Annotated in this window: 24 protein-coding genes; 16 read left to right on the top strand and 8 right to left on the bottom strand. The window is 63.4% G+C overall.

Annotation, left to right across the window (positions count from 1 at the left end; genetic code table 11):
• Positions 1-12: 12 nt before the first annotated feature.
• A complete protein-coding gene (locus ASH00_RS15195; RefSeq protein WP_082566195.1) occupies positions 13-546 on the bottom strand; it encodes a DUF3027 domain-containing protein in 534 nt (177 codons plus the stop codon).
• A gap of 5 nt (positions 547-551) precedes the next feature.
• Entirely contained in the window at positions 552-935 is a 384-nt protein-coding gene (locus ASH00_RS15190; protein ID WP_056550012.1) for a cold-shock protein, read from the bottom strand.
• 181 nt (positions 936-1,116) lie between these two features.
• Here ASH00_RS15190 and ASH00_RS15185 point away from each other — a divergent pair, with 181 nt between their 5' ends.
• The 6 genes from ASH00_RS15185 (at position 1,117) to ASH00_RS15160 (ending at position 8,182) form a co-directional block, all read left to right on the top strand.
• The gene (locus ASH00_RS15185; RefSeq protein WP_056550008.1) at positions 1,117-1,380 is read left to right on the top strand and encodes a hypothetical protein; all 264 of its coding nucleotides are present in this window, start codon (positions 1,117-1,119) and stop codon (positions 1,378-1,380) included.
• Between the two features lie 102 nt (positions 1,381-1,482).
• Positions 1,483-3,867, top strand: coding sequence for a helicase-associated domain-containing protein (locus ASH00_RS15180; protein WP_056550006.1), 2,385 nt, complete (start codon positions 1,483-1,485; stop codon positions 3,865-3,867).
• Positions 3,860-5,503 (top strand): DNA repair helicase XPB, encoded by a 1,644-nt coding sequence (locus ASH00_RS15175; RefSeq protein ID WP_056550003.1) that lies wholly within the window; start codon positions 3,860-3,862, stop codon positions 5,501-5,503. The genes ASH00_RS15180 and ASH00_RS15175 overlap by 8 nt, the downstream gene beginning before the upstream one ends.
• Before the next feature lie 63 nt (positions 5,504-5,566).
• Positions 5,567-6,277 (top strand): response regulator transcription factor, encoded by a 711-nt coding sequence (locus ASH00_RS15170; protein ID WP_056550000.1) that lies wholly within the window; start codon positions 5,567-5,569, stop codon positions 6,275-6,277.
• A 72-nt stretch (positions 6,278-6,349) separates the two neighbouring features.
• On the top strand, positions 6,350-7,744 hold the full coding sequence (locus tag ASH00_RS15165) for a sensor histidine kinase (protein ID WP_056549998.1): 1,395 nt from the start codon (positions 6,350-6,352) through the stop codon (positions 7,742-7,744).
• Positions 7,745-7,891: 147 nt separating this feature from the next.
• Positions 7,892-8,182: a WXG100 family type VII secretion target gene (locus ASH00_RS15160; protein ID WP_056549995.1), complete on the top strand. Its 291-nt coding sequence runs from the start codon at positions 7,892-7,894 to the stop codon at positions 8,180-8,182.
• Positions 8,183-8,355: 173 nt separating this feature from the next.
• Here ASH00_RS15160 and groL read toward each other — a convergent pair whose 3' ends face one another.
• The 4 genes from groL to ASH00_RS15140 form a co-directional block, all read right to left on the bottom strand.
• The gene (groL, locus tag ASH00_RS15155; protein WP_056549992.1) at positions 8,356-9,990 is read right to left on the bottom strand and encodes a chaperonin GroEL; all 1,635 of its coding nucleotides are present in this window, start codon (positions 9,988-9,990) and stop codon (positions 8,356-8,358) included.
• A gap of 299 nt (positions 9,991-10,289) precedes the next feature.
• Positions 10,290-10,496 (bottom strand): cold-shock protein, encoded by a 207-nt coding sequence (locus ASH00_RS15150; RefSeq protein ID WP_056549990.1) that lies wholly within the window; start codon positions 10,494-10,496, stop codon positions 10,290-10,292.
• 126 nt (positions 10,497-10,622) lie between these two features.
• Positions 10,623-11,315 (bottom strand): LytR C-terminal domain-containing protein, encoded by a 693-nt coding sequence (locus ASH00_RS15145; protein WP_056549987.1) that lies wholly within the window; start codon positions 11,313-11,315, stop codon positions 10,623-10,625.
• A gap of 36 nt (positions 11,316-11,351) precedes the next feature.
• The gene (locus ASH00_RS15140; protein WP_056550316.1) at positions 11,352-11,657 is read right to left on the bottom strand and encodes a DUF3263 domain-containing protein; all 306 of its coding nucleotides are present in this window, start codon (positions 11,655-11,657) and stop codon (positions 11,352-11,354) included.
• A 50-nt stretch (positions 11,658-11,707) separates the two neighbouring features.
• Here ASH00_RS15140 and ASH00_RS15135 point away from each other — a divergent pair, with 50 nt between their 5' ends.
• The gene (locus ASH00_RS15135) at positions 11,708-12,526 is read left to right on the top strand and encodes a uracil-DNA glycosylase (protein ID WP_268760531.1); all 819 of its coding nucleotides are present in this window, start codon (positions 11,708-11,710) and stop codon (positions 12,524-12,526) included.
• A gap of 10 nt (positions 12,527-12,536) precedes the next feature.
• Here the strand turns inward: ASH00_RS15135 and ASH00_RS15130 are convergent, their stop codons facing one another.
• Positions 12,537-14,138 (bottom strand): threonine/serine ThrE exporter family protein, encoded by a 1,602-nt coding sequence (locus tag ASH00_RS15130; RefSeq protein ID WP_235563340.1) that lies wholly within the window; start codon positions 14,136-14,138, stop codon positions 12,537-12,539.
• Between the two features lie 52 nt (positions 14,139-14,190).
• Positions 14,191-15,264 carry a lipid II:glycine glycyltransferase FemX gene (locus ASH00_RS15125; protein WP_056549985.1) on the bottom strand — a complete coding sequence of 358 codons (1,074 nt, stop codon included), beginning with the start codon at positions 15,262-15,264 and terminating at the stop codon, positions 14,191-14,193.
• Between the two features lie 121 nt (positions 15,265-15,385).
• On the opposite strand from ASH00_RS15125, the gene ASH00_RS15120 reads away from it, so the two are divergent.
• From ASH00_RS15120 to ASH00_RS15075, 9 genes are all read left to right on the top strand, one after another.
• Positions 15,386-16,390, top strand: a complete 1,005-nt coding sequence (locus ASH00_RS15120; RefSeq protein ID WP_056550307.1) for an aldo/keto reductase family protein — start codon at positions 15,386-15,388, stop codon at positions 16,388-16,390.
• A complete protein-coding gene (locus tag ASH00_RS15115) occupies positions 16,387-17,235 on the top strand; it encodes an NAD-dependent epimerase/dehydratase family protein (RefSeq protein ID WP_056549982.1) in 849 nt (282 codons plus the stop codon). Before ASH00_RS15120 ends, ASH00_RS15115 begins: the two co-directional genes overlap by 4 nt.
• Positions 17,236-17,358: 123 nt before the next feature.
• Positions 17,359-17,778, top strand: a complete 420-nt coding sequence (locus ASH00_RS15110) for a hypothetical protein (RefSeq protein WP_056549978.1) — start codon at positions 17,359-17,361, stop codon at positions 17,776-17,778.
• Positions 17,779-17,819: 41 nt separating this feature from the next.
• Positions 17,820-18,161 (top strand): hypothetical protein, encoded by a 342-nt coding sequence (locus ASH00_RS15105; protein WP_056549974.1) that lies wholly within the window; start codon positions 17,820-17,822, stop codon positions 18,159-18,161.
• Between the two features lie 76 nt (positions 18,162-18,237).
• A complete protein-coding gene (locus tag ASH00_RS15100) occupies positions 18,238-18,684 on the top strand; it encodes a hypothetical protein (RefSeq protein WP_056549972.1) in 447 nt (148 codons plus the stop codon).
• Entirely contained in the window at positions 18,681-19,292 is a 612-nt protein-coding gene (locus tag ASH00_RS15095) for a hypothetical protein (protein ID WP_056549969.1), read from the top strand. The genes ASH00_RS15100 and ASH00_RS15095 overlap by 4 nt, the downstream gene beginning before the upstream one ends.
• A gap of 59 nt (positions 19,293-19,351) precedes the next feature.
• Complete coding sequence (locus tag ASH00_RS15090; protein ID WP_056549966.1) at positions 19,352-19,663, top strand: hypothetical protein; 312 nt, start codon at positions 19,352-19,354, stop codon at positions 19,661-19,663.
• Between the two features lie 120 nt (positions 19,664-19,783).
• The gene (locus tag ASH00_RS15085; protein WP_056549965.1) at positions 19,784-20,383 is read left to right on the top strand and encodes a hypothetical protein; all 600 of its coding nucleotides are present in this window, start codon (positions 19,784-19,786) and stop codon (positions 20,381-20,383) included.
• A 392-nt stretch (positions 20,384-20,775) separates the two neighbouring features.
• Positions 20,776-21,375 (top strand): hypothetical protein, encoded by a 600-nt coding sequence (locus ASH00_RS15075; protein WP_157359176.1) that lies wholly within the window; start codon positions 20,776-20,778, stop codon positions 21,373-21,375.
• The last annotated feature ends 60 nt before the right edge of the window (positions 21,376-21,435 follow it).

Below are 21,435 nucleotides of genomic sequence, written 5' to 3'. Positions count from 1 at the left end.
CTCCCCCACACCTCAGGCAACTGGAGATTCGCCTCCAGGGGCTGCCTCGGCGTCAGTCTCAGCAATGTCAGCCTCCGGAACCCGTGCGGCGTCCTCCGGAGTTGCATCTTCCGGCGCCACATCCTTGGGTGCTACGGCGTCTTCCTCCGCTGTGTCCTCCGGGCGAACGCGTTCAGACCAGGGCACCCAGTCAGGCGCCAAAAGTGCGTTTTCGGAGGGCAGCAGCCCTACTTCACAGACCGTGGCGTCCTTGCCGCGCGGAACCCGCGCCAGGGTTGCGAACCAGTGCCAGCCCTCGTACCCGGGGACGTGTGCGGCGAAGCGATGCGTCACGAGCCGCTCGGCATCGGGGAAAGCACCGACATGCTCCCCCACCTCATGTTCCCCGGCAACCTCCAGCAGGCCATTCCGCGCGGCGTCCACCGCCGCAGCCAGCACAGCGTCAGGCCTGGACGGCTTACGGACCGGCCTGCGCTTTGCTGCAGGAGTTGCCGTCGCGACAGGCTCCGCCTCAGCTGTTTCCGTCGATACCGAGGTTTCACTCATGTGCGCTAAACGTCCAGATCATCCGCGACAGCGCGCAGCACTGCGGCGACCTTAGCGGAGTGCGACTTGTCCGGGTACCGACCGCGCCGCAAACCGTTGGACACGTCATCCAGCAGGCGGATCAGATCCTCAGTAATCACGGCCATATCATCAGCGTTCTTGCGCGTTGCCTTGGCAACAGAGGGCTGCACGTCAAGAATGCGTGCGGACAGCGCCTGGAGCCCCTTGCGTCCGTCCGCGACTCCGAACTCGAGCCGGGTGCCGACCTTGACTTCAGTCACCCCGGCCGGAAGCGCCGAGGCATGCAGGAACACTTCCTTGCCGTCATCCGTCGCCAGGAAACCGAAACCCTTCTCGGAGTCGAACCATTTGACCTTGCCGATAGGCACGTAATTACCTCGTTCTCGAACTACTTGCGCGCAATCCGCTGGCGCTTCACCGACGGTTACCGATGGCAACCGGATAGGTGTCAGTCAGCCGGGGCTGCGCAGGGAAAAAGTCTGCCTTAACAGGATACCCGGCACTGGCGGGCGAAATGGGCGATCCGCGTCCTTGTACGCTAGGAGCATCATGTCGCAGAACCCTTCCTCTGTCCCTGCCGCCAACGATGACGGCGGCCGCACCACCCGGCGTGCGCGGCTGGCCCTGCTCATTGCCGCGGTCGGCTTCGCGGTCCTCGGCCTGCTGTCCCTGGTGGCGGTGCTCCTGTCCGCCTGGGCCGGCGCGGAGGCTTGGCCGGGTTTTGTTACCGCTGCCTACTTCTTTCTGCCGCTCGGCTTCCTGTTGATGGCTGCCAGCGTGGTTATCAGCGTCCTCAGGCGCGGGCGTAGCTGAGTTTTCACTATAGTCACCGCTGGGTTCCCCTTTCCTACGGGCGCTCACGCTCCGATATAGGTAGTCATCTCACCGCCACCCGGTGCGAGTAACGTTAATCCGGTGTCCGCCATCCGTGCTCTTGCCGAGGACCTTGCTTCCCGCAGCGACGCCGAACTCCGAAGGCTGATGTCCGCGCGCCCGGATGTTGTCCTGCCGCCGGTGCCGGATTTTGCAGCCCTCGCGGCCCGGGCCTCGACCCGGGTAAGCGTCCAGCGTGCCCTTGAGGGCTTGAATACTCCGCAGCTCATGGTGCTCGAGGCAGTAGTGCTCACCACCAACCTCGACGCCGCTGTCGGCGCCACAGCCACAGGCCTCAAGGCGTCCATATCCTCGATGACGGCGAAGACGCTCGAGCCCTTTCTCACTCAGCTTCACGAGGTGGCGCTCCTGCGAACCGGCCCCGCGGCCAGGGGCCGCCGCTCCTACTTCCCCCTGGAATCCCTTCACGATGCGCTTGGTCCCTACCCTGCAGGCCTTGGACGTCCGCTGGCCTTGCTGGCCCAGCAGTACCCGGAGTACGCCGCGCGGATGGCGGCCGGAGTGGAACTACTGTCCGCTTCCGGGATTCCTGGTGCAGCAGGTCCGTCCGCATCCGATCCCGCAACTACCCTCGCGGCTATCCTCGACGCATCCTGGGACGCTGTGCTGGAGGCGGCTCCCAGCGCAACGGGTGACCTGCTGGAAAAACTCGCGGCCTCTCCGGTGGGCTCGGCAAAGGCAAGCGCATCAAGCACGGCGACGCCCCTTGAATGGCTTCTTGAGCGCGGACTCCTCATCCGTCTCGACGCCAACCATGTCGAGCTTCCGCGGGAAGTGGGAATTGCGGCACGTGGTGGCATGATCATTCCCTCGCTGCGCGCCTCGCCACCGGTTCCGCAGCTCGCTGCGGTCCGCGCCGGCCTTCGGGACAACGCCGCCTTCGGGGCCATCGCCGAAACGCTCAGGCTTGTCACCGAACTCCTTACCAGCGTGCAGACGGAGCCAATCGCGACCCTCCGCACCGGAGGAGTGGGCGTCCGGGAGATTCGACGGCTCGCCGATGCCCTGCGGGTGGACCGCGGTCAGGTGGCCTGGCTGCTTGAGCTGGCAGCGCTGGGCCGCCTGATAGTGCTGGATCCGGACAGCTCACGTTGGATGGCCGCCCCTGGTGGATCCTGGCACCTCGTCGAGCGCCACGAGCAGTGGCTCCGGCTGGTGCAAGCGTGGCTCGACGCTGAGCGCGCTCCTTCCCTGGTGGGTGGGCAGCTGCCCACCGGCAATACGGTCAATGTGCTGTCTTCGGAGGCAACGCGCACTGACGCGCCGGCGGTCCGCCGTCGTCTGTTGTCAGCCGCGGACGCGCTCTCGGCCGAGACAGAGCACGATGACGACCGCTCCCCGGTCCTTGACGCACCCTCCCTCGTCGAACGCCTCACGTGGCACCAGCCCCGCCTGCGCCGGCGGTTTTCGCGGCTGGTGCCGGGCATGGTCGAGGAGCTGGGCCACCTCGGCCTGCTGGGATCCGGTGCGCTGACCGGACTGGGCGCGGCGATCGCGCAGGACCGGTTCGACGACGCCGCGGCTGCCCTTCGGAACGCGCTCCCCGAGCCGCTCACGCACTTCGTGCTGCAGGCGGACCTGACCGCGGTAGCGCCGGGCTACCTTGAGCCGGGTGTGGCGCGCGAGCTGGCGCTGCTGGCATCCGCGGAGGGGCAGGGCCCGGCAACCGTATACAGGTTCTCCGCACCGTCAGTGCGCCGGGCGCTCGACGACGGGCAGGACGCCGTGGCAATCCTGACCTTCCTTGAGAAGCACTCCGCGACAAACATTCCGCAACCGCTGCGCTATCTGGTTGAAGACACCGCGGCCCGTTACGGTTCCCTGCGCGTGGGTCCCGCATCCAGCTACGTGCAGAGTGACGACGACGCCGCTCTAACGGCCCTGCTCTCTGATCCTGCTACTGCCTCGCTCGGGCTCGTCCGGCTCGCTCCGACGGTCGTGACGGCCAAGGCCACGCCGTCGGAATTGGCCGCAGCCCTGCGCGAGCTCGGCTATTCGCCCGCGTTGGAAGGCGGCGCGGCACCGCGGGTTACCTTACGGGCGGCAGCCGGCTCCGCGCCGTCGTCGTCCGCGGTACGGACCAACCCCTGGGTACTTACGGAGGCAGACCTTGAAGCGCAGATGACGGTGCTGCGGGGCAACGGCCGGCCTGGCGCGGGCGGAGGAGCCGAAAGCGAGGCGATGATCGGCCTTGAAACGCTGCGGACTGCGATCCGAACAAAGCAGGCCGTCCGGATGGGCTTTGCGGACAGCGCAGGGAATTCCACCCGTCAGGTGTTTGTTCCACTGTCGGTTCATGCCGGCCGTGTACGGGTCTTCGACCCGGAGAAGGAAACCGAGCGCGTAATTTCCGTGCATCGGATCATGGATGTGGAAACTGTGGAAGGGGCTTCAACGGATGCCTAACGGCCCGCTTATCGTCCAGAGCGACAAGACCATCCTGCTGGAGGTCGATCACGAGCAGGCCACCGAAGCCCGGCATGCCATCGCCGCTTTCGCCGAACTGGAGCGCGCGCCGGAGCATGTGCACAGCTACCGCCTCACTCCCCTCGGGTTGTGGAACGCCCGCGCGGCAGGGCTCGACGCCGAACAGGTGCTGGATACGCTGCTGAAGTACTCCCGTTTCCCGGTGCCGCACGCGCTCCTTGTCGACGTCGAGGAAACAATGTCCCGCTACGGCCGGCTGCGGTTGGAAAAGGATGACCAGCACGGCCTCGTGCTGCGCACCAACGACTACCCCGTGCTCGAGGAAGTCCTGCACGCGAAGAAGATCGAGCCGCTTCTGGGCCCGCGCATTGACGGCGAGACGGTGGTGGTGCACTCGTCCCAGCGCGGGCAACTGAAGCAGCTCCTGCTCAAACTCGGGTGGCCGGCTGAGGATCTCGCCGGCTATGTTGACGGCACCCCGCACCCCATCATGCTCAACGAAGACGGCTGGGCGCTGCGTCCCTACCAAAAGGTGGCCACGGAGAACTTCTGGGCGGGAGGGTCCGGCGTCGTTGTGCTCCCCTGCGGGGCAGGTAAAACCCTGGTGGGCGCCGCGGCCATGGCGACGAGCTCCACAACCACTCTCATCCTCGTGACGAACACCGTCTCCGCCCGGCAGTGGAAGGACGAACTGCTCAAGCGGACCTCGCTGACCGAAGAAGAGATCGGCGAGTACTCCGGATCCGTCAAGGAGGTCCGACCGGTCACCATCGCGACCTACCAGGTGCTGACTCTGCGCCGCGGCGGGCTCTACCCGCACCTCGAACTGCTCGACGCCAATGATTGGGGCCTCATTGTGTATGACGAGGTTCATCTGCTGCCCGCACCGATCTTCCGCATGACCGCTGACCTGCAGGCCCGTCGGCGGCTTGGCCTGACCGCCACCTTGGTGCGTGAGGACGGCCGCGAAGGCGAGGTGTTCTCCCTCATTGGACCGAAGCGCTATGACGCGCCCTGGAAGGACATCGAAGCGCAGGGCTACATTGCGCCCGCGGACTGCGTTGAGGTGCGGGTCGACCTCCCGCGCGATGAGAGGGTCGCCTACGCAATGGCGGACGACGGCGACAAGTACCGTCTGTGCGCAACCTCCGAGACGAAGACAACGGTCGTGGAGAAGCTGGTCGCCTCGCACAAGGGCGAACAGCTCCTCGTGATCGGGCAGTACATCGATCAACTGGATGAGCTGGGTGAGCGGCTCGATGCTCCCGTCATCAAAGGTGAGACGTCCGTCAAGGAACGCCAGCGCCTGTTCAATGCCTTTCGCTCCGGGGAGCTGCACACCCTCGTGGTTTCCAAGGTCGCTAATTTCTCGATCGACCTTCCGGAAGCGTCAGTGGCAATACAGGTGTCAGGGTCCTTCGGCTCCCGGCAGGAGGAGGCGCAGCGGCTGGGCCGGCTGCTGCGGCCGAAGGGTGACGGCAGGGCAGCGCGGTTCTATACCGTCGTCGCGCGTGACACCATCGACCAGGATTTTGCAGCCAAGCGTCAGCGGTTCCTCGCCGAACAGGGCTACGCCTACACCATCATGGATGCCGCAGACATCCCGCAGACGTGACACCCGACGAGCATACAGAGAGCATCCAGACAACTCCCAGCTGCTGGGAGCATACTGGGAATCGTGAATAAATCAGTACCTGAAGCCAAACTGCTTGTAGTCGATGACGAGCCGAATATCCGGGAACTGCTCTCCACTTCCCTGCGGTTCGCGGGATTCGATGTTGTCGCCGCCGCCAACGGACGCGACGCACTTGCCGCAGCGGAAACACACAATCCAGACCTCGCCGTCCTCGACGTGATGCTGCCCGATATGGACGGCTTCACCGTCACCCGCCGGCTCCGCGCCGCTGGCCGCCACTTCCCCGTGGTCTTCCTGACGGCACGCGATGACACTGATGACAAGGTCACCGGCCTCACCGTGGGCGGTGACGATTACGTGACCAAGCCCTTCAGCCTCGACGAGGTGGTTGCCCGTATCCGCGCCGTCCTGCGCCGCACGCAGCCACACGACGACGACGGCGCCGTCATCCGAGTCGACGACCTCGAACTGGACGACGACGCCCACGAGGTGCGCCGCGGCGGGGAGGTCATCGACCTGTCCCCGACCGAATTCAAGCTCCTCCGCTACCTGATGATGAACCCGAACCGCGTCCTGTCCAAAGCGCAGATCCTCGATCACGTCTGGGAGTACGACTTCAATGGAGACGCCTCCATTGTGGAGTCATACATCTCCTACCTGCGGCGCAAAATCGACAAGAACCCGGATGCCGCGGCGCTGATTCAGACCAAACGCGGAGTCGGTTACCTGCTGCGCACCGCTGACAAGCGGTAACAGAGCATCTCTGTACCCGCCGTGATACGTCGCTGGAAGTCTGCCTCCCTCCGCACGCAACTCATCGCCATCATGACCCTGCTCATGGTGTTCACGGTTGCCATCACGGGGATCGTGACCATCTCCCTGCTCCGCAACAGTCTCATAGTCCAGATGGACCAGGACATCGATGCCAACGCGCAGCTGGTGACCAACACCATCGGCACCATCGGCAGTGACACCAGCCAGGACCTTTCCCGCTTCTATGGCGTCTGGCTCGACTCCAACGGAAACGCTATCCGCGCAACCCACTCGTCTGCGATCTACGAGGTTCCAAAACTTCCTCTACTCGATCACGAAGAAGTTGAGGAACGAGACGTGGAGGGCTTCACGGTTCCCGGGAGCAGGGGGGAGAGCGAGTGGCGCGTCATGGTGTTCCCTCTGCAGGCGGACAACACGTCGGTGGCTGTTGCCAGCCCCATGTCTACCCTGAACCAGACAGTGTCAGAAGCCGGACGCATCATTTTCACCGTCGGCCTCTTTTCAATTGCCGCGGCCTCGATCGTCGCCTACCTTGCGGTTACCCGACAGTTCCGTCCGTTGAGCCGCGTCGAGCGGACAGCGGCGGCGATTGCCGCCGGCGACCTCTCACGCCGCGTCGAGGTTGAGCGTCCCGCCACCGAGGTGGGCAGGCTCTCCCGCTCCCTGAACGCCATGCTTGCGCACATCGAGTCTGCGTTTGCAGCCCGGATGGATTCAGAACGGAAAATGCGCCGCTTCGTCGCGGACGCTTCGCATGAACTTCGTACACCCCTGGTCACCATTCGCGGATTTTCCGAGCTGTACCGTCACGGTGCCCTCCAGAACGACGACGACGTCAAGGCCGCCATGGGCCGCATCGAGAGCGAAGCCAAGCGGATGGGCCAATTGGTCGAAGATCTGCTCACCCTGGCGCGCATCGACGAGCAGCGGCCCCTCGAGTCCCAACCGCTAGACCTGCTGGTGCTGGGAAACGACGCCGCCATGGACGCCCGAGCCATCGCGCCGGAACGCACTATCCGCGTGACCGGCCTCGACGGTGGACCGGCGCGTCATGCCCCGACAGTCGGCGACGAGGCCCGCCTCCGTCAGGTCGTCGCAAACCTGATGACCAACGCCCTGCGGTATACGCCCGAAGGGTCGCCGATCGAGGTTGCCGTGGGCGTCGCTCCCGTGATCCATGGCCGAAGCGATTCGGTGATCGAGGTACGCGACCACGGTCCCGGCATCTCCGAGGAAGACGCCGCGAGGGTCTTCGAGCGCTTTTACCGGGCAGACTCCTCACGCTACCGGGAAACCGGCGGTACCGGCCTTGGCCTTGCCATCGTCGCGGCGCTGGTTGCGCAGCATGATGGAAGCGTACGGCTCGAGGACACCCCCGGCGGCGGCGCCACCTTATCCATTCGGCTTCCGCATGACACGGAAAGCACGCCGCCGGCAGACGACTGACCCGCGGTTCTTGCACGGGACTCCTCCTCCCCGGCCCCTTGGGTACAGGCAGGTTACCCACATTCCGCTGCCAAGGGCGTGCGCCGCTTCCCGCGCCCTCTAACGTCGAAGGCGCAGCGCACACACAGCAGAAGCCCAGGAGGAACCATGACCTACTTCAACGTCAATACGGACTCGCTCGCCGCCAAGAGCGCAGACGTGCAAAATACCATCGCCCGGCTCCAGGCAGAGGTCAATGCCATGCAGTCAGGGCTGAGATCCCTGGAGTCCGAGTGGCAGGGTCAGGCCTCGCAGAACTTCCAGCAGCTGGTGACGGACTGGCGTGCAACCCAGCTCAAGGTCGAGGAATCGCTGACCAGCATCAACCAGGCTCTCGGCGTTGCAACCGAGCAGTACAGTCAGGCAGAGCTGAGCAACGCCCGCATGTTCATGCACTAGCCGAACCGGCCCACCCCCGAAGTTTTGTGCAGCTGCGGCGGCTTCCAGGCCGGAGAACCCGCCATAGATGCACGAATCTTCCGGCTCGCACAGCCCAAAGGCCGACCCCTGTAAGGGATCGGCCTTTGGTGTAACTGTCTTCGCAGGTATTCCTGCTGGTGAGGCTGGGAAGCTTAGAAGCCGCCCATCCCGCCCATGCCGCCCATTTCGTCGCCGCCGCCTGCGGGAGCAGCCTTCTCAGGCTTGTCCGCGACAACAGCTTCGGTGGTAAGGAACAGGCCCGCAATGGAGGCAGCGTTCTGCAGTGCAGAGCGGGTAACCTTCACGGGGTCGTTCACGCCGGCAGCCAGAAGGTCCTCGTAATCGCCGGTTGCGGCGTTGAGGCCATGGCCTGCGGGCAGTCCGCGAACCTTCTCGATCACAACGCCGGGCTCGAGGCCAGCATTGAAAGCGATCTGCTTGAGAGGAGCGTCGATGGCGATGCGAACAATGTTTGCACCGGTTGCCTCGTCGCCCTCAAGGTTGAGGTTGGCGAATGCCTTGGCGCCGGCCTGAATCAGGGCCACGCCGCCACCGGCAACAATGCCTTCTTCAACAGCAGCCTTTGCGTTGCGGACGGCGTCCTCAATGCGGTGCTTGCGCTCCTTCAGCTCAACCTCGGTTGCGGCTCCGGCCTTGATGACTGCAACGCCGCCTGCCAGCTTGGCCAGACGTTCCTGCAGCTTCTCGCGGTCATAGTCCGAGTCGGAGTTCTCGATCTCGGCGCGGATCTGCGCAACCCGGCCGGCGATCTCCTCGGCATTGCCGGCACCCTCAACAATGGTGGTCTCGTCCTTGGTGACAACAACCTTGCGTGCCTGGCCCAGAAGATCCAGGGTTGCGTTCTCCAGCTTGAGGCCAACTTCCTCGGCGATGACCTGCCCCCCGGTCAGGATGGCGATGTCAGCCAGCTGAGCCTTGCGGCGGTCGCCGAAGCCCGGTGCCTTGACGGCAACGGACTTGAAGGTGCCGCGGATCTTGTTGACCACGAGGGTAGCCAGGGCTTCGCCCTCGATGTCTTCGGCGATGATCAGCAGCGGCTTGCCGGACTGCATGACCTTCTCAAGAACAGCGACAAGATCCTTGACGTTAGAGATCTTCGAGTTGACGATCAGGATGTAGGGGTCTTCAAGGACCGTCTCCTGGCGCTCTGCGTCGGTGACGAAGTAGCCGGAAATGTAACCCTTGTCGAAGCGCATACCCTCGGTGAGCTCAAGCTCGAGTCCAAAGGTGTTGGACTCCTCGACGGTGATAACGCCTTCCTTGCCCACTTTGTCGAGGGCTTCAGCGATGAGGTCACCGATCTGCTGGTCACCGGCGGAGATCGAAGCCGTAGCTGCGATCTCTTCCTTGGTCTCGATCTCCTTGGCGGAGGTGAGAAGCTCGGCGGTGACGGCGTCAACTGCCTTCTCGATTCCGCGCTTGAGGCTCAGCGGATCAGCACCGGCGGCTACGTTGCGCAGGCCTTCCTTGACGAGTGCCTGGGCGAGGACGGTGGCGGTGGTGGTTCCGTCACCGGCGACGTCGTCGGTCTTCTTTGCAACTTCCTTGACCAGCTCGGCGCCGATCTTCTCGAACGGATCGTCGAGTTCGATCTCCTTGGCGATGGAAACGCCGTCGTTGGTGATCGTGGGAGCGCCCCACTTCTTCTCAAGGACAACGTTGCGACCGCGGGGGCCCAGCGTAACCTTGACTGCGTCAGCGAGGATGTTCAATCCGCGCTCGAGGCCGCGGCGTGCCTCTTCATCAAAAGAAATGATCTTGGCCATAACGGCGTAGGTCCTTTCGGGACGGTCATGCGTATGCTGCTACCGGCCTGTGATGCCCGCGACGGACGGACTGATCCGGGAGGATCTCTGTACCTCCCCAACCAGCCCTCACCACAGAGGTTGCCTGGTTCACTCCCAGTGTGGCGTCTTAGCAGTCGTCACACCAGAGTGCTAAGACAATAATTAGCACTCACACACTGCGAGTGCAAGCTGTTTCGCCTTGGGGAAAAACAACGACGACGGCGCACCAGCCCTGACAGGGGAAGCGCGCCGTCGTTGTTCAGTGTTGCTTGGGTTGCTCAGGATGCGAGCCGCACGGCCTCCGCCTGCGGGCCCTTCTGGCCTTCTCCGATTTCGAATTGGACCCGCTGGCCCTCATCGAGTGCACGGTAGCCCTCCATGTCTATTGCGGACCAGTGCACAAAGACATCCGCCCCGCCCTCATCGACAGTGATGAAGCCGTACCCCTTTTCAGCGTTGAACCATTTCACGGTTCCCTGCGCCATGTTGTTCTCCCACTATGTAGATCCCCCGCTTAACTATTGACGGCGGGGCTGAGATACATCTAATCCCAGAACTCGAAAGCAGTGATGCGGAACACAGTGAATGTTATTGATCCTTAACCGGGCGGCTCACTGGAAGCCGGGGCCGACCACCACCGTGATATCGCCGAAACCCGCATTGCCCTGGACAGCGCCGATACCAAGGGCACCGGCGAGCGCCTCAGCCGTGGGGCGCTGCTCCTCTGCGTTGTAGAGCACGATGGACCCCTGCAGCTGCTGGCCGGACCAGTTGCCGATCTGGGTCACGTTCCAGCCATCCGCCTGCAGCCTGCCCGCCGCTGTGCTTGCCAGCCCACTGACCGCGGTGGCGTTCAGCACGGCAACCGGCTGGGTGATGTCGACGACTGCTGCCGCTTCTGACGGCGAATCGGTTGCCTCGGCTGTCGGTTCCTCTTCGGTTGTCGGTTCCGAGCCGGCAGTCGGCTCTTCCCCGGGAGTGGGTGCGGCACTGGGCGACACAGATTCCGTGGGCTCCGCAGATTCACTGGCGTCTTCGCTGGGTTCTCCCTCCGCCCCCTCGGCCGTGATGGACGGCATCGGCGCAGAACTGGTGCTCCCCGGAGTGACATCGCTGGCCTGCCCAAGCCCAAGGCGCGGAAAGAGGAAGTATGCGGCCAGGCCAACCGCGAGGACCAGGACTCCCGCAACAACCTTCAATGCCAGACCGCTAGATCGCGTAGGCACAATGCGCTCGCGGTGGACTCCCTGCCGGGCGGCGGATTCGGGAACCTGGTCGAATTCGTCGCGGGGGTATTGGGTCATGGTGCGGGGAATCCTCGGATTGGGTGGACGTGGGTGCTAAACATCGACGCCAAGACGGCGCGCTGATCGGGCGCGTTGGCGGGTTGTACGTAGTCTACGCAGTCTCTTCACGAGCATCGGGTCATGAGCAAGCGCGGCTTCTGTATCGATAAGCGCATTGAGGATCTGGTAGTAGTGCGTGGCAGAGAGATCAAACAGCTCACGAATAGCCTGCTCTTTGGCCCCCGAGTATTTCCACCACTGTCTCTCGAGCTCAAGTATCCGCTCTTCCCGCTCACCCAGGCCTGACTCCCGCACGCCCGCGGCGTGGCCGTTCTGGTCTGTCTGCGCCGGTCCCTGCATGCTCACGACACACCGTCCAATCCACCGTTTCCGCCCAATTTACTTTCCCCATGGTAGTGGCGAATCACACCGTTGTCATTTACCCGCGGTGGAGCTTGAGTGCCCATCCGGGCAAAGATAGAACCATGAACGACGACGACGACGGCGGCACCACCCTGTCCATTCCTTCCGGCACGGGCGCAGCGCTGCCGTTCGCCGCTCCGGCGACGCTCGAGGAAATCATGGCTTCCGACTGGGCGGCAGCGCTTCAGCCCGTTCAGCCACAGATTCACCAGCTGGCCCGGGATCTGGCTCTCGAGCAAGCGGCCGGCGCCCACGTGCTGCCGCGCCCGGACCACATACTGCGGACCTTCACCTATCCACTCAACCACGTCAAGGTCATCATCGTCGGCCAGGACCCCTACCCCACTCCCGGACACTCCGTCGGTCTGGCGTTCTCCGTTACCCGGCAAACCAAACTGCCGCGCAGCCTGGTCAACATCTACAGGGAGCTGTCTACGGATCTTGGGGCACCGGCACCCAGCCACGGTGACCTTTCGTGCTGGGCTGACGAGGGGGTCTTGCTGCTCAACCGTGTCCTCACAGTCCGAGCGGGTGAAACGGGTTCCCACCGGAAGCTTGGCTGGAACGCAGTCACTGATGCCGCCGTCCGGGCTCTGGTTGCCCGTGACCAGCCGCTGGTTGCCATTCTGTGGGGCCGCGAGGCACAGCAGCTCAAGCCGCTGCTGGGCTCTACGCCGCTCGTCGAGTCCGCTCACCCTAGTCCCTTGTCAGCCTCCCGCGGCTTCTTCGGCTCCCGGCCCTTCAGCCGGGCCAATGCGCTCCTCGCCGAACAGGGTGCCGAGCCGGTGAACTGGCTTCGCGGCTAGAGTCGCCGGATCATCTGCGTCGATTACGGCGTCGTTCGTTGCTGCTGAGCTTCTTGGTGAACGGTCGTGCCAGATTGTCACCCAGGACCACGCCGCCGGCGATGGCCAAAATGATGGTGAGAGCGTTGAACAGGCCGATGGCGCCAGCGCCGGTCACGTCCGTCTCGATTGTGAGGTCATACATCGACCGGAAAATCGTGAGCCCGGGGTAGAGGAACATCACCGCAGGCACGGCGACCACCAGCTGCGGTGCGCCCATCCGGAGGGCAACCACCCGCGCGAGCATGCCGATCAGGACAGCCGCAATGGCGGGCGCAAGCCGATAGCCGACGCCGAGGTTCACAACGAGCGAATAGAGCAGGAACCCGGCAGTTCCGATGAGTGACGTAGGTACAACCAGGGCCATGTCCGTCTGCTCGGCAATGCAGATCATTGCAACCGCGATGAAGATGAGCACCGCAACCACCGGCAGCGGGTACAGGGAGCCGACCGACGACGTCACGTCAAGCTCAGGAACCCCGAGGAGGTTGCCGAGCACCAGCGCAACGGCGATGCCGGACACAATTCCGGCGAAGACGAGGAAGGCAGACAGGAACCTCCCTGCTGCAGTCACCGGGAATCCGTTGATCGCGTCCTGGGTTGCTGATACGAGCCTGCCGGTGGGCAGGAGCAGCAGGATCCCGCCGACCACGACCAGGGCGGGCGCGATCGGTACGTTCAGCGACCACAACAGCACTGCGGCCAACGTGACGAGGGCGGCCGAGGTGGCCGTCGCAAAAAATTCAGGCACCCGCCAACGCCCCAGCTGACGCGAGAGCAGGTCAACACCGATACAGCTTGCAAACGAGATCAGTGAGCCAAGCGGTCCGCCGCCGATGAACGCCACGATGGCCGCAGCGAAGACACCGAAGGCGGCCGTGACCATCCAACGCGGGAAAGGCTTGGGCCGGTGAGTTATCTCGTCAAGGCGCCGGATGGCTTCGGAACGGTCCACCCCGCCGTCGACGACGTCGGTCACCAGCTGGTGGACCCGTGTCAGTCCCGCATAATTGTTGGTCCAGGACCGTACCACGCGCAGAACGGTCGTGGGGGTCTGGTCCTTCGCTGAGTAGTTGAGCACCACCGACTGGTTGGTGATGTCCACCTCGATGTTGTCGAGCCCGAACGCCGCGGTCACGGCAATGATGCTCGTCTCGACTTCCAGCGCTCCGGCACCGTATCGGAACATCGTCTCAGCGAGACTGAGCGCGAAATCGAGCGTGCGGCGGGCGCCGACGTCGGGGCCTCCCACCTGGATAGTGGGGTTGGCATAGGGACTGCCGGCGAGCCGCTCCACCAGGTTCATCGCCTGGGTGGGCGGAGATTCTCCCTGGACAAGGCGCCGAAGCATCTTGCGGGCTGCCAGCTGTGAACGGTCCGGGCGGGCGGACTGCGGGGTGATCGGCAGGGCATCGGTCGGGTTGGACTGCGGCCGGGCGGCTGCTTTCCGCGCGATTTTCGACTTGGCCTTGCCCGGCGATGCCGGCGACTTCACGACGGGAAGCTGTTCAGCCACCGGAGAGGGGTTGGTATCCGGGCTCCGGCGCTTGCCCGCACCGGTCTTGTCTGCCACTCTTATGCCCCTTTCCTGGCTCATGATCGTTCGTCGTGGCCGGGCCTGCTGTTTAGTAGAACGGTTGATTTGTGCGCCGCCAGTACACCTGGCGCATGATGCGTTCGCCCAGCTTCTGCCACGCACGGTACTTCATGGGACTGAGCACCTGGTCATAACAACCCACGAAGTCCGTGACCGTCTTGGTGAAGCTCGTCTTGAACAGGCCGAGACCGTGGTGCTGATGGCTCTTGTCCTTCAGCTGATCGCTTGGAGGGGTCCCGCAGAAGTCGTACTCAACAATGTTGTGCTCGGCCTTGAGATCATTGATCGCCCTCCACTGAAGGAGATGCGAATCACCGTATTGCGAGCGGCCCGGCTTGGATCCACCGTCTTTGTAGGTGCCCTTGCGGCCGTAGTTGATGACGAAGGCACCAACGGAAGGCTCGCCGTCCTCGTGCACAAAGTAGAGCCTGCCCTGACCGGCGGAAACGAAGTTCGTCCAGAATCGCCGGTAGTACTCGAACGAGCGGAGACGTGCCGCTGAGCGGTCCTCAATGTGCGCCATGAGGCGGTACATCGTGCGGAAATTCTCATCCGTGGGTTCCATCTGCTCCACGGTGACGCCCTCCCGCTCTGCCCGCCGGACGGCGTTGCGCCCGCGCGAGTGCAGGTTTCGCAGCAGCTGGTTCGGCTCCGGGGTGGTGTCGAGGATGGCCGTGTGATCATTCGGCTGGAGATTGAAGGCCTTCACCAGACCGGCGCGCCGGAAGAGGGTGCGGACGCCGTCATCGTCCTCAATGTCCGGCTCGATCTTGACTGCAAAGACTGCGAGCTTTGACTCCCGGATGAAGGACTTGCACGCGTGCAGGACCGCAGGAACATCCTCGGGGGCTGCCACATCCGGGCCCTTGATCAGGTACCAGAGGCTCCCGAGAAGCGGGACCTTTTTCTCGAGGACCAGGTTGTAGGTGGTGTATCCGGCGGATTCGAACACGAGAAACAGGGGCTTCCAGCCATGGTGGGACTTGACCTCTGCAAACGCCGCCGACTGCAGAAGGTTGCCGCCGTTTGGATTGGCGGTGACCAGGGAATCCCAGTTCCCGCGTTCTTCCGCAGTGGCAAATCGCGCAGTAAACGTACCCATGGTCCTCAATCACAACTGGTCGGAAGGCGTCGATTCAGTGTAGCCGTTGGCACTGGCCGGATCCGGCGTCGCCCGCGGGTGCCCTGTACCGCTGGACCCAGGGATGGATAGCATCGAAACCATGGAATTCAGATACCTCGGAAACAGCGGACTCAAAATCTCGGAGATCACTTACGGAAACTGGCTCACGCACGGCTCCCAGGTGGAGAATGACGTGGCCACGCAGTGTGTGCGTGCAGCCCTGGATGCAGGCATCAGCACCTTCGACACTGCGGACGTGTACGCCAACACCGCAGCCGAGACGGTCCTCGGGGAAGCCCTCAAGGGTGAGCGCCGGCAGTCCCTTGAAATCTTCACCAAGGTTTGGGGTCCCACCGGCCCCAAGGGCCATAACGACGCCGGTCTCTCCCGGAAGCACATCATGGAGTCGATCGACGGCTCGCTGACGCGGCTTCAAACAGACTATGTGGACCTTTACCAGGCCCACCGGTATGACCACGAGACTCCCCTCGAAGAGACCATGCAGGCGTTCGCCGACGTCGTCAGGCAGGGCAAGGCCCTCTACATCGGGGTCAGTGAGTGGACTGCGGAGCAGCTGCGCGCCGGTCACGGGCTTGCGAAGGAGCTGGGTTTCCAGCTCATCTCCAACCAACCGCAGTACTCCATGCTCTGGCGGGTCATCGAGGAGAAGGTAGTGCCGGCGTCGGAGGAACTCGGCATCTCCCAGATCGTGTGGTCCCCTGTCGCGCAGGGCGTCCTCACCGGCAAGTACAAGCCGGGTCAGGCACCGGAACAGGGTTCGCGAGCTGCCGATGACAAGGGCGGCGCGGACATGATCAAGCGCTGGATGTCTGATGAGGTCCTCACCGGAGTGCAGAAGCTTGAACCGCTCGCAGACGAGGCCGGGCTGAGCATGGCGCAGCTCTCTATCGCGTGGGTGCTCCAGAACCCCAACGTTGCCTCAGCAATCATCGGCGCGTCCCGCCCTGAGCAGGTCGAGTCCAACGTTTCGGCCGCCGGCGTAACGCTGGAGCCCGCCCTCATGAAGAAAATCGATGAAGCGATCGGGCACCTGGCCGAAACTGACGCGGCCAAGACAACTTCCCCTGACAAGCGGCCGGCGTGAGGCTCGCGGTCACGGGATCCAGCGGCAAACTGGGACGCAGTGTTGTTGCGGGTTTGACGGAGGCCGGACACGAGGTCCATGGATTCGACCTGTACGGCGATCGCGGGCCTGGCTTCCTCTCAATCGACCTGACCAACTATGGTCACGTCGTCGATGCGTTGCTGGGAGTGGATGACCGGCACTCAGGTTTCGACGCCGTCGTCCATCTCGCTGCGATCCCCGCACCGGGGCTGCAGCCTGATTCCGCCACTTTCCACAACAATATGCTGGCGACCTACAACGTGTTCCAGGCCTGCCGGCGGGCGGGGATCCAGCAGATTGTCTACGCCTCCAGCGAGACAGTCCTCGGGCTTCCGTTCGACGAGGACCCGCCGTACATTCCGGTCGATGAGGAATATGACGCGCGGCCGGAGAGTACCTATTCCCTGGTGAAGCACCTCGAAGAACAGATGGCCATCCAGCTGACTCGCTGGGATCCCTCGCTGAGCATCACGGCGCTGCGGTTCTCCAATGTGATGGATCCGTCGGACTACGCCGAGTTTCCGTCATTCGATTCGGATCCGCTGCTGAGGAAGTGGAATCTCTGGGGATACATTGACGGTCGGGACGGAGCCCAGGCTGTGCTGCAGGCTCTGGAGAACGCGCGGAACGGCTTTGACCGGTTCATCATCGCGGCCGCCGATACCGTGATGAGCCGATCGAGCGCCTCGCTGGCCGCAGAGGTATTCCCCGGCGTAGAGCTGGTCAGGGACGTCGGCGAACATGAAACGCTGCTCTCGATCGAGAAGGCACGGCGCCTACTGGGATTCGACCCGCAGCACAGCTGGCGGGATCACGCAGGCTGACGGCTCGGATGGGAGGCCTCCGGTATTGGGAGCTTCCCATCCGGCTGGCCTCAACCTTGAATGATCAGTAGGCTTACATTCACGGGAGCACCTCCCGGAATGCAATCGTCGAAAGGACCGGTCATGACTGAGAATCTTCCCGATGAGGAATTGCACGTTGTCGGCGAAGAGCCGGACGCCGTGAACGAGTCGATCGCGCCCGAGGCGCTCGATCCCGTGCAGGACGGCCAACCGGACGGCTACCCCACAGCTGCCGAGAATGATCCGGATAACTGGCAGCAGGATCCACTGCTGCAGGATGAGCCCGGAGCCGGCACGATTGCCGAGGAAAGCGATCAGAGCCTTCGCGATGATACCGAGGAAGCGCGCTTCCGTGACGGTGAAGAGCAGGTGCCGCCGGAAGAACCTACTATCGCCGAAGCCGCATCCGACGTCGATTTCGGTGATCCCATGAGCAGCGAGGAAGTCGACGCAAGTGATGACGAGGCGAACTTCGGAGGGTCCCCCTTGAGCCAGTTCGAGCCTGAGGACCTGGACCGCTAGTTACGCAGGGTCTGCAGGGCCAGTGCCCGTAGACTGGAACCGTGAAAAAAATCGCTGTGCTGTCCCTGCTCATCCCTCTCGGCGCCCTGCTGGCTGGCTGCAATCAAATTGAGGAAACTGCCGGTGAGATAGCCAGTGATGCGGCATCGCAGGTGGCCGGCGCCGCCGCGGAAGAAGTCCAGCAACAGGTGTGTTCACTCGTCAGCGACGGGAACGTAAGCGCTGGAGATCGCGAACTGCTCGGCGGATTGGTTGACGCCGCAGAGACCGCGGGTGTTCCTGCCGAGATCACCGGCCCGCTTCGCGACATCGCGGCAGCCGGCGACCAGGTTCCGGCAGAGTCGGTGGAAGCGCTGAATGAGGCGTGTGCGCCGTCGTCGTAAGCCGGTGATGTCGCGTTTAGGTGTCAATTGTCCATCAACTGTTCTATTGACTGCCCGCTAGCAGTAACTTTGCCCTATGAGAGGCGGCTCAGCCAGGGTCGTACGTGAGGCGACTGCTTACCAGGACGCGGTATCGCGTTCCGTGAGGGCGGCCTGCGCCAAGTGGGTTGCCATCGAGTTGGAGTTCGGACTGCTGAGCGGCGCCGACGTTGACGCGCTGCTGGGGCCACACTGGCCACCCGCCGGGTGCCTCGCAGCCGAACGCCGGATCCTCGGCGTCGCGACGAAGGCCGGTCGTGTCCTTTACCCCGGATTCCAGTTCGACTCAACGGCGCACACAGTGCGCCCGATCCTTGCCGAAGTAGCCCAGATCGGGCTCGACGCCGGCTGGAAGGATCGCCACATCCTGCAGTGGTTCGTTGCACCGAACGGCTCGCTTCACGGGGATCGGCCCGTGGATCTGCTCGATGACAGGGAGCGCCTCCTCGCAGCGGTCCACGCGGATCTGGAGACCGTCTGGTGAGGGGTCTGGCGGTCATTCTGGCAGCCTGCCTGCTCTTGCTCACCGGCTGCGGCGCTGTGGCAACGCCCGGCGAGAGCCCCGGCGAAGTGCCGCTTCCGCCCGCTTCCCAGGAACTGATTGGGCAGGGCATGGTGATTTCGGACGAAGACGGTCCCGTGATGCTGTGCCTCGGACCCGTGATGGAGTCCTATCCCCCGCAGTGTTCCGGCCCCGAAGTCATCGGATGGGACTGGGAAGCGGTGAAGCTGTGGGAGAGAGCAGGGGGTGTGACCTGGGGGACCTACGCCGTGCACGGAACCTGGAACGGCGAGACCTTCACCCTCACACGTCCGCCGACCCCGCTGGCGCTTTATGACCCTCCGGCAAATATCGATCCACGTACCCAACCTGCAAATTCGGGCGCAGGAGGCCACGCGGAGCTGGAAGCAGTGCAACAGGACCTCCTCGAGACGGCGGGCGAGAGGATGCTCACCTCGTGGATCGAGAACGGTTACGTGTTTGTCACGGTCGTGTATGACGACGGCACGCTGCAGGATTCCTATGACGCCAGCTACGGGGAGAACATGGTGGCGGTTCAATCGGCCCTGCAGCCGGTGAACCCTGATTGATCCGTAACTCGCCGAGCTGGTCCCGCGAAATTGTCAGAGGCACGACGTACTTTGATCGCATGAACATTTCAACGTCTTCTTCGAGTACTTTCACAGGCAAACTTCGCCACCCCGAGAGGGGGCGGAGATACACCATTGACGAACTCCGCGAGCTTGCCGATCAGGGTGATGCGTGGGCACTTTGCCAGGTCGATCAGTGGGAGCGCGAGTTCGCCAACGAATACGCGGGAACCCTGACGGAGCAGTGCACGGACCACAGCTGTGAAGGCTTCGGTGAACCCGTGGACGTGTGCTTCGGCCAGGACGGCGAGCCGATCGACATAGACCACGGCGGTTGGGGACACGCAGTCAGCTGGGTCCGCGCCGCCTGATTCTCCCGTTCGCGGACTGCATACATCTTCCGGACACCCACTCTCGGTGGAGCCGGTCGACCGGATGGATCTGGAGAGCCCGACGCATACGAAGTGGCTGAGCGCGGATACAGTGGAGATATGTACCTCGATCATCCGCAAGCCCTGGCCGACGATGCGGTTCTCGAGAACCGCCGATCCATGCTGGCAACTGCCCCGCACATTCAAAGCCTGGAGCAGTGGCGAGCCAGCTACACGGCCACCAAGTCAACCCCTGTCCCGCACTTTGACCCGGCAGACGCGGGAGATCAAGCCCGCGTGCTTTTCGTGCTGGACCGCCCGCAGGAGGAAGTGCTCTCCGAAAGCGGCACCGGTTTTGTATCCGTCGACAACCCGGACAGCGCCGCAGAGCGCTGCTGGATAGAACGCGATTCAGCCGGCCTGCATGAAGGCGTCCTGATGTGGAACATGGTCCCGTTCCTCGTGTCGAATCCCAATGCCGACAACCGCACGGCCGGCGCCAAGGCGTTGGGTTCGGTGCTGCGCCTCCTTCCGCGACTCGAGGTGGTGCTGCTCTGCAGCGATGCCGTGCAGCAGACCTGGGACAAGCACCTGCAGGATCGCGTCCCCCGGGTCACCGTCATCAAAGCTCCCGGCGTAGGCCCCCAGTCCCTGTCCCGCAAGACCAAACAGGATGAGCTGCGTAAGGCCGTAGAGCGCGCCAAGCGCCTCGTGGGCTGACTGTCGCTCTGATTCCAACGGAATACGGCACGCGATCAACCGTACGTAGCCTGCTGGGAAGCGCTAGGAAGGCTTGACCTCTTCGTGCTGGTCCTTCCACACGGTAGTTGTCCGGTGGCCCGGATTCAGATAAACGTGATTCTGCGCGATCACGGTTTCAGCCTTGGTTGTTGTTACGGTCCACGTTCCTGGACACGTCTTGCACTTGATGGTTCCCATATCCGCCCCCGATGAGTCCTGCTGCACTGCGTGATTTCAGCATCTGCCGCTGACACTTCAAGCGTCAAGAGTTTTCATCAAGTCATGAGAGTAACTTGCACGGGTCTTGAGATTACCTTTCAGTAACCACAGGGCACACCTACCCTTAGAAGTCCGAGTGACACACTGATCCCATGGCAGCGGTACTTTTGGGGTGGAACCCGGACACGAGTCACTGGAGTGGACCTTATGCATCAGCTGTCGCCGAGGTGCGGAACTCCGGCGGGCATCTGGAACAGTGGTTGCTCAATGACGGAATGACGCTTCCCACCGGAACTGAGGTCTGGTTGCTCGTACAGGGAACGGGGCCTAACAGGCGGGGTCTGATCGGGCATGGCGTCACTGTGGGTGAACCGATTGCGGTCACGTACCTCGATCCGGAGGCCTCGGGCAGTCGGCTGTCTGTCACGGTTCAATTCGACCTCCTGCTGCCGGACGGGGACCAGTTGCACATCGATGAGCTCGCGGTTCGTGCCCCGGGAATTGACTGGAACGCCGCCGCTTATTCGTTCAGGCACATCCCGCCGGACACCGAGTCGGCAGTGAGAGACGCCTGGTCCGGCCATGCGGTGGACAGCGTATGTCAACACGCAGACACCGTGGATCCAGTCCCCGGCTCCTACCCGGAGCACGCGCTGCAGCGGATACCCGTCAACCGGCATGAACGCGATGCCGAGGCAAAAGCGGTAGCGATTGTGGTTGGGTCCCCGGGTAGGAGTCCGGTGACTGTGTGAGTTTCGCATCCGATAATGGGTGCAGGAGGAAATTCACAGATTATGGCACGTAGGCATACC

It is taken from the genome of Arthrobacter sp. Soil782 (genome assembly GCF_001428435.1).
Classification (GTDB): Bacteria; Actinomycetota; Actinomycetes; order Actinomycetales; family Micrococcaceae; genus Arthrobacter_D; species Arthrobacter_D parietis.
This window is presented reverse-complemented; position numbering and strand designations above follow the sequence as displayed.

Bases quoted from the DNA above. Each gene is read 5' to 3' on its own strand.
- ASH00_RS15175 (WP_056550003.1), top strand. From the start codon at position 3,860: ATGCCTAACGGCCCGCTTATCGTCCAGAGCGACAAGACCATCCTGCTG.
- groL (WP_056549992.1), bottom strand. From the start codon at position 9,990: ATGGCCAAGATCATTTCTTTTGATGAAGAGGCACGCCGCGGCCTCGAG.
- ASH00_RS15150 (WP_056549990.1), bottom strand. From the start codon at position 10,496: ATGGCGCAGGGAACCGTGAAATGGTTCAACGCTGAAAAGGGGTACGGC.
- ASH00_RS15140 (WP_056550316.1), bottom strand. From the start codon at position 11,657: ATGCAGGGACCGGCGCAGACAGACCAGAACGGCCACGCCGCGGGCGTG.
- ASH00_RS15185 (WP_056550008.1), top strand. From the start codon at position 1,117: ATGTCGCAGAACCCTTCCTCTGTCCCTGCCGCCAACGATGACGGCGGC.
- ASH00_RS15120 (WP_056550307.1), top strand. From the start codon at position 15,386: ATGGAATTCAGATACCTCGGAAACAGCGGACTCAAAATCTCGGAGATC.
- ASH00_RS15135 (WP_268760531.1), top strand. From the start codon at position 11,708: ATGGTAGTGGCGAATCACACCGTTGTCATTTACCCGCGGTGGAGCTTG.
- ASH00_RS15195 (WP_082566195.1), bottom strand. From the start codon at position 546: ATGAGTGAAACCTCGGTATCGACGGAAACAGCTGAGGCGGAGCCTGTC.
- ASH00_RS15090 (WP_056549966.1), top strand. From the start codon at position 19,352: ATGAACATTTCAACGTCTTCTTCGAGTACTTTCACAGGCAAACTTCGC.
- ASH00_RS15160 (WP_056549995.1), top strand. From the start codon at position 7,892: ATGACCTACTTCAACGTCAATACGGACTCGCTCGCCGCCAAGAGCGCA.
- ASH00_RS15145 (WP_056549987.1), bottom strand. From the start codon at position 11,315: ATGACCCAATACCCCCGCGACGAATTCGACCAGGTTCCCGAATCCGCC.
- ASH00_RS15125 (WP_056549985.1), bottom strand. From the start codon at position 15,264: ATGGGTACGTTTACTGCGCGATTTGCCACTGCGGAAGAACGCGGGAAC.
- ASH00_RS15100 (WP_056549972.1), top strand. From the start codon at position 18,238: ATGAGAGGCGGCTCAGCCAGGGTCGTACGTGAGGCGACTGCTTACCAG.
- ASH00_RS15110 (WP_056549978.1), top strand. From the start codon at position 17,359: ATGACTGAGAATCTTCCCGATGAGGAATTGCACGTTGTCGGCGAAGAG.
- ASH00_RS15165 (WP_056549998.1), top strand. From the start codon at position 6,350: ATGACCCTGCTCATGGTGTTCACGGTTGCCATCACGGGGATCGTGACC.
- ASH00_RS15085 (WP_056549965.1), top strand. From the start codon at position 19,784: ATGTACCTCGATCATCCGCAAGCCCTGGCCGACGATGCGGTTCTCGAG.
- ASH00_RS15075 (WP_157359176.1), top strand. From the start codon at position 20,776: ATGGCAGCGGTACTTTTGGGGTGGAACCCGGACACGAGTCACTGGAGT.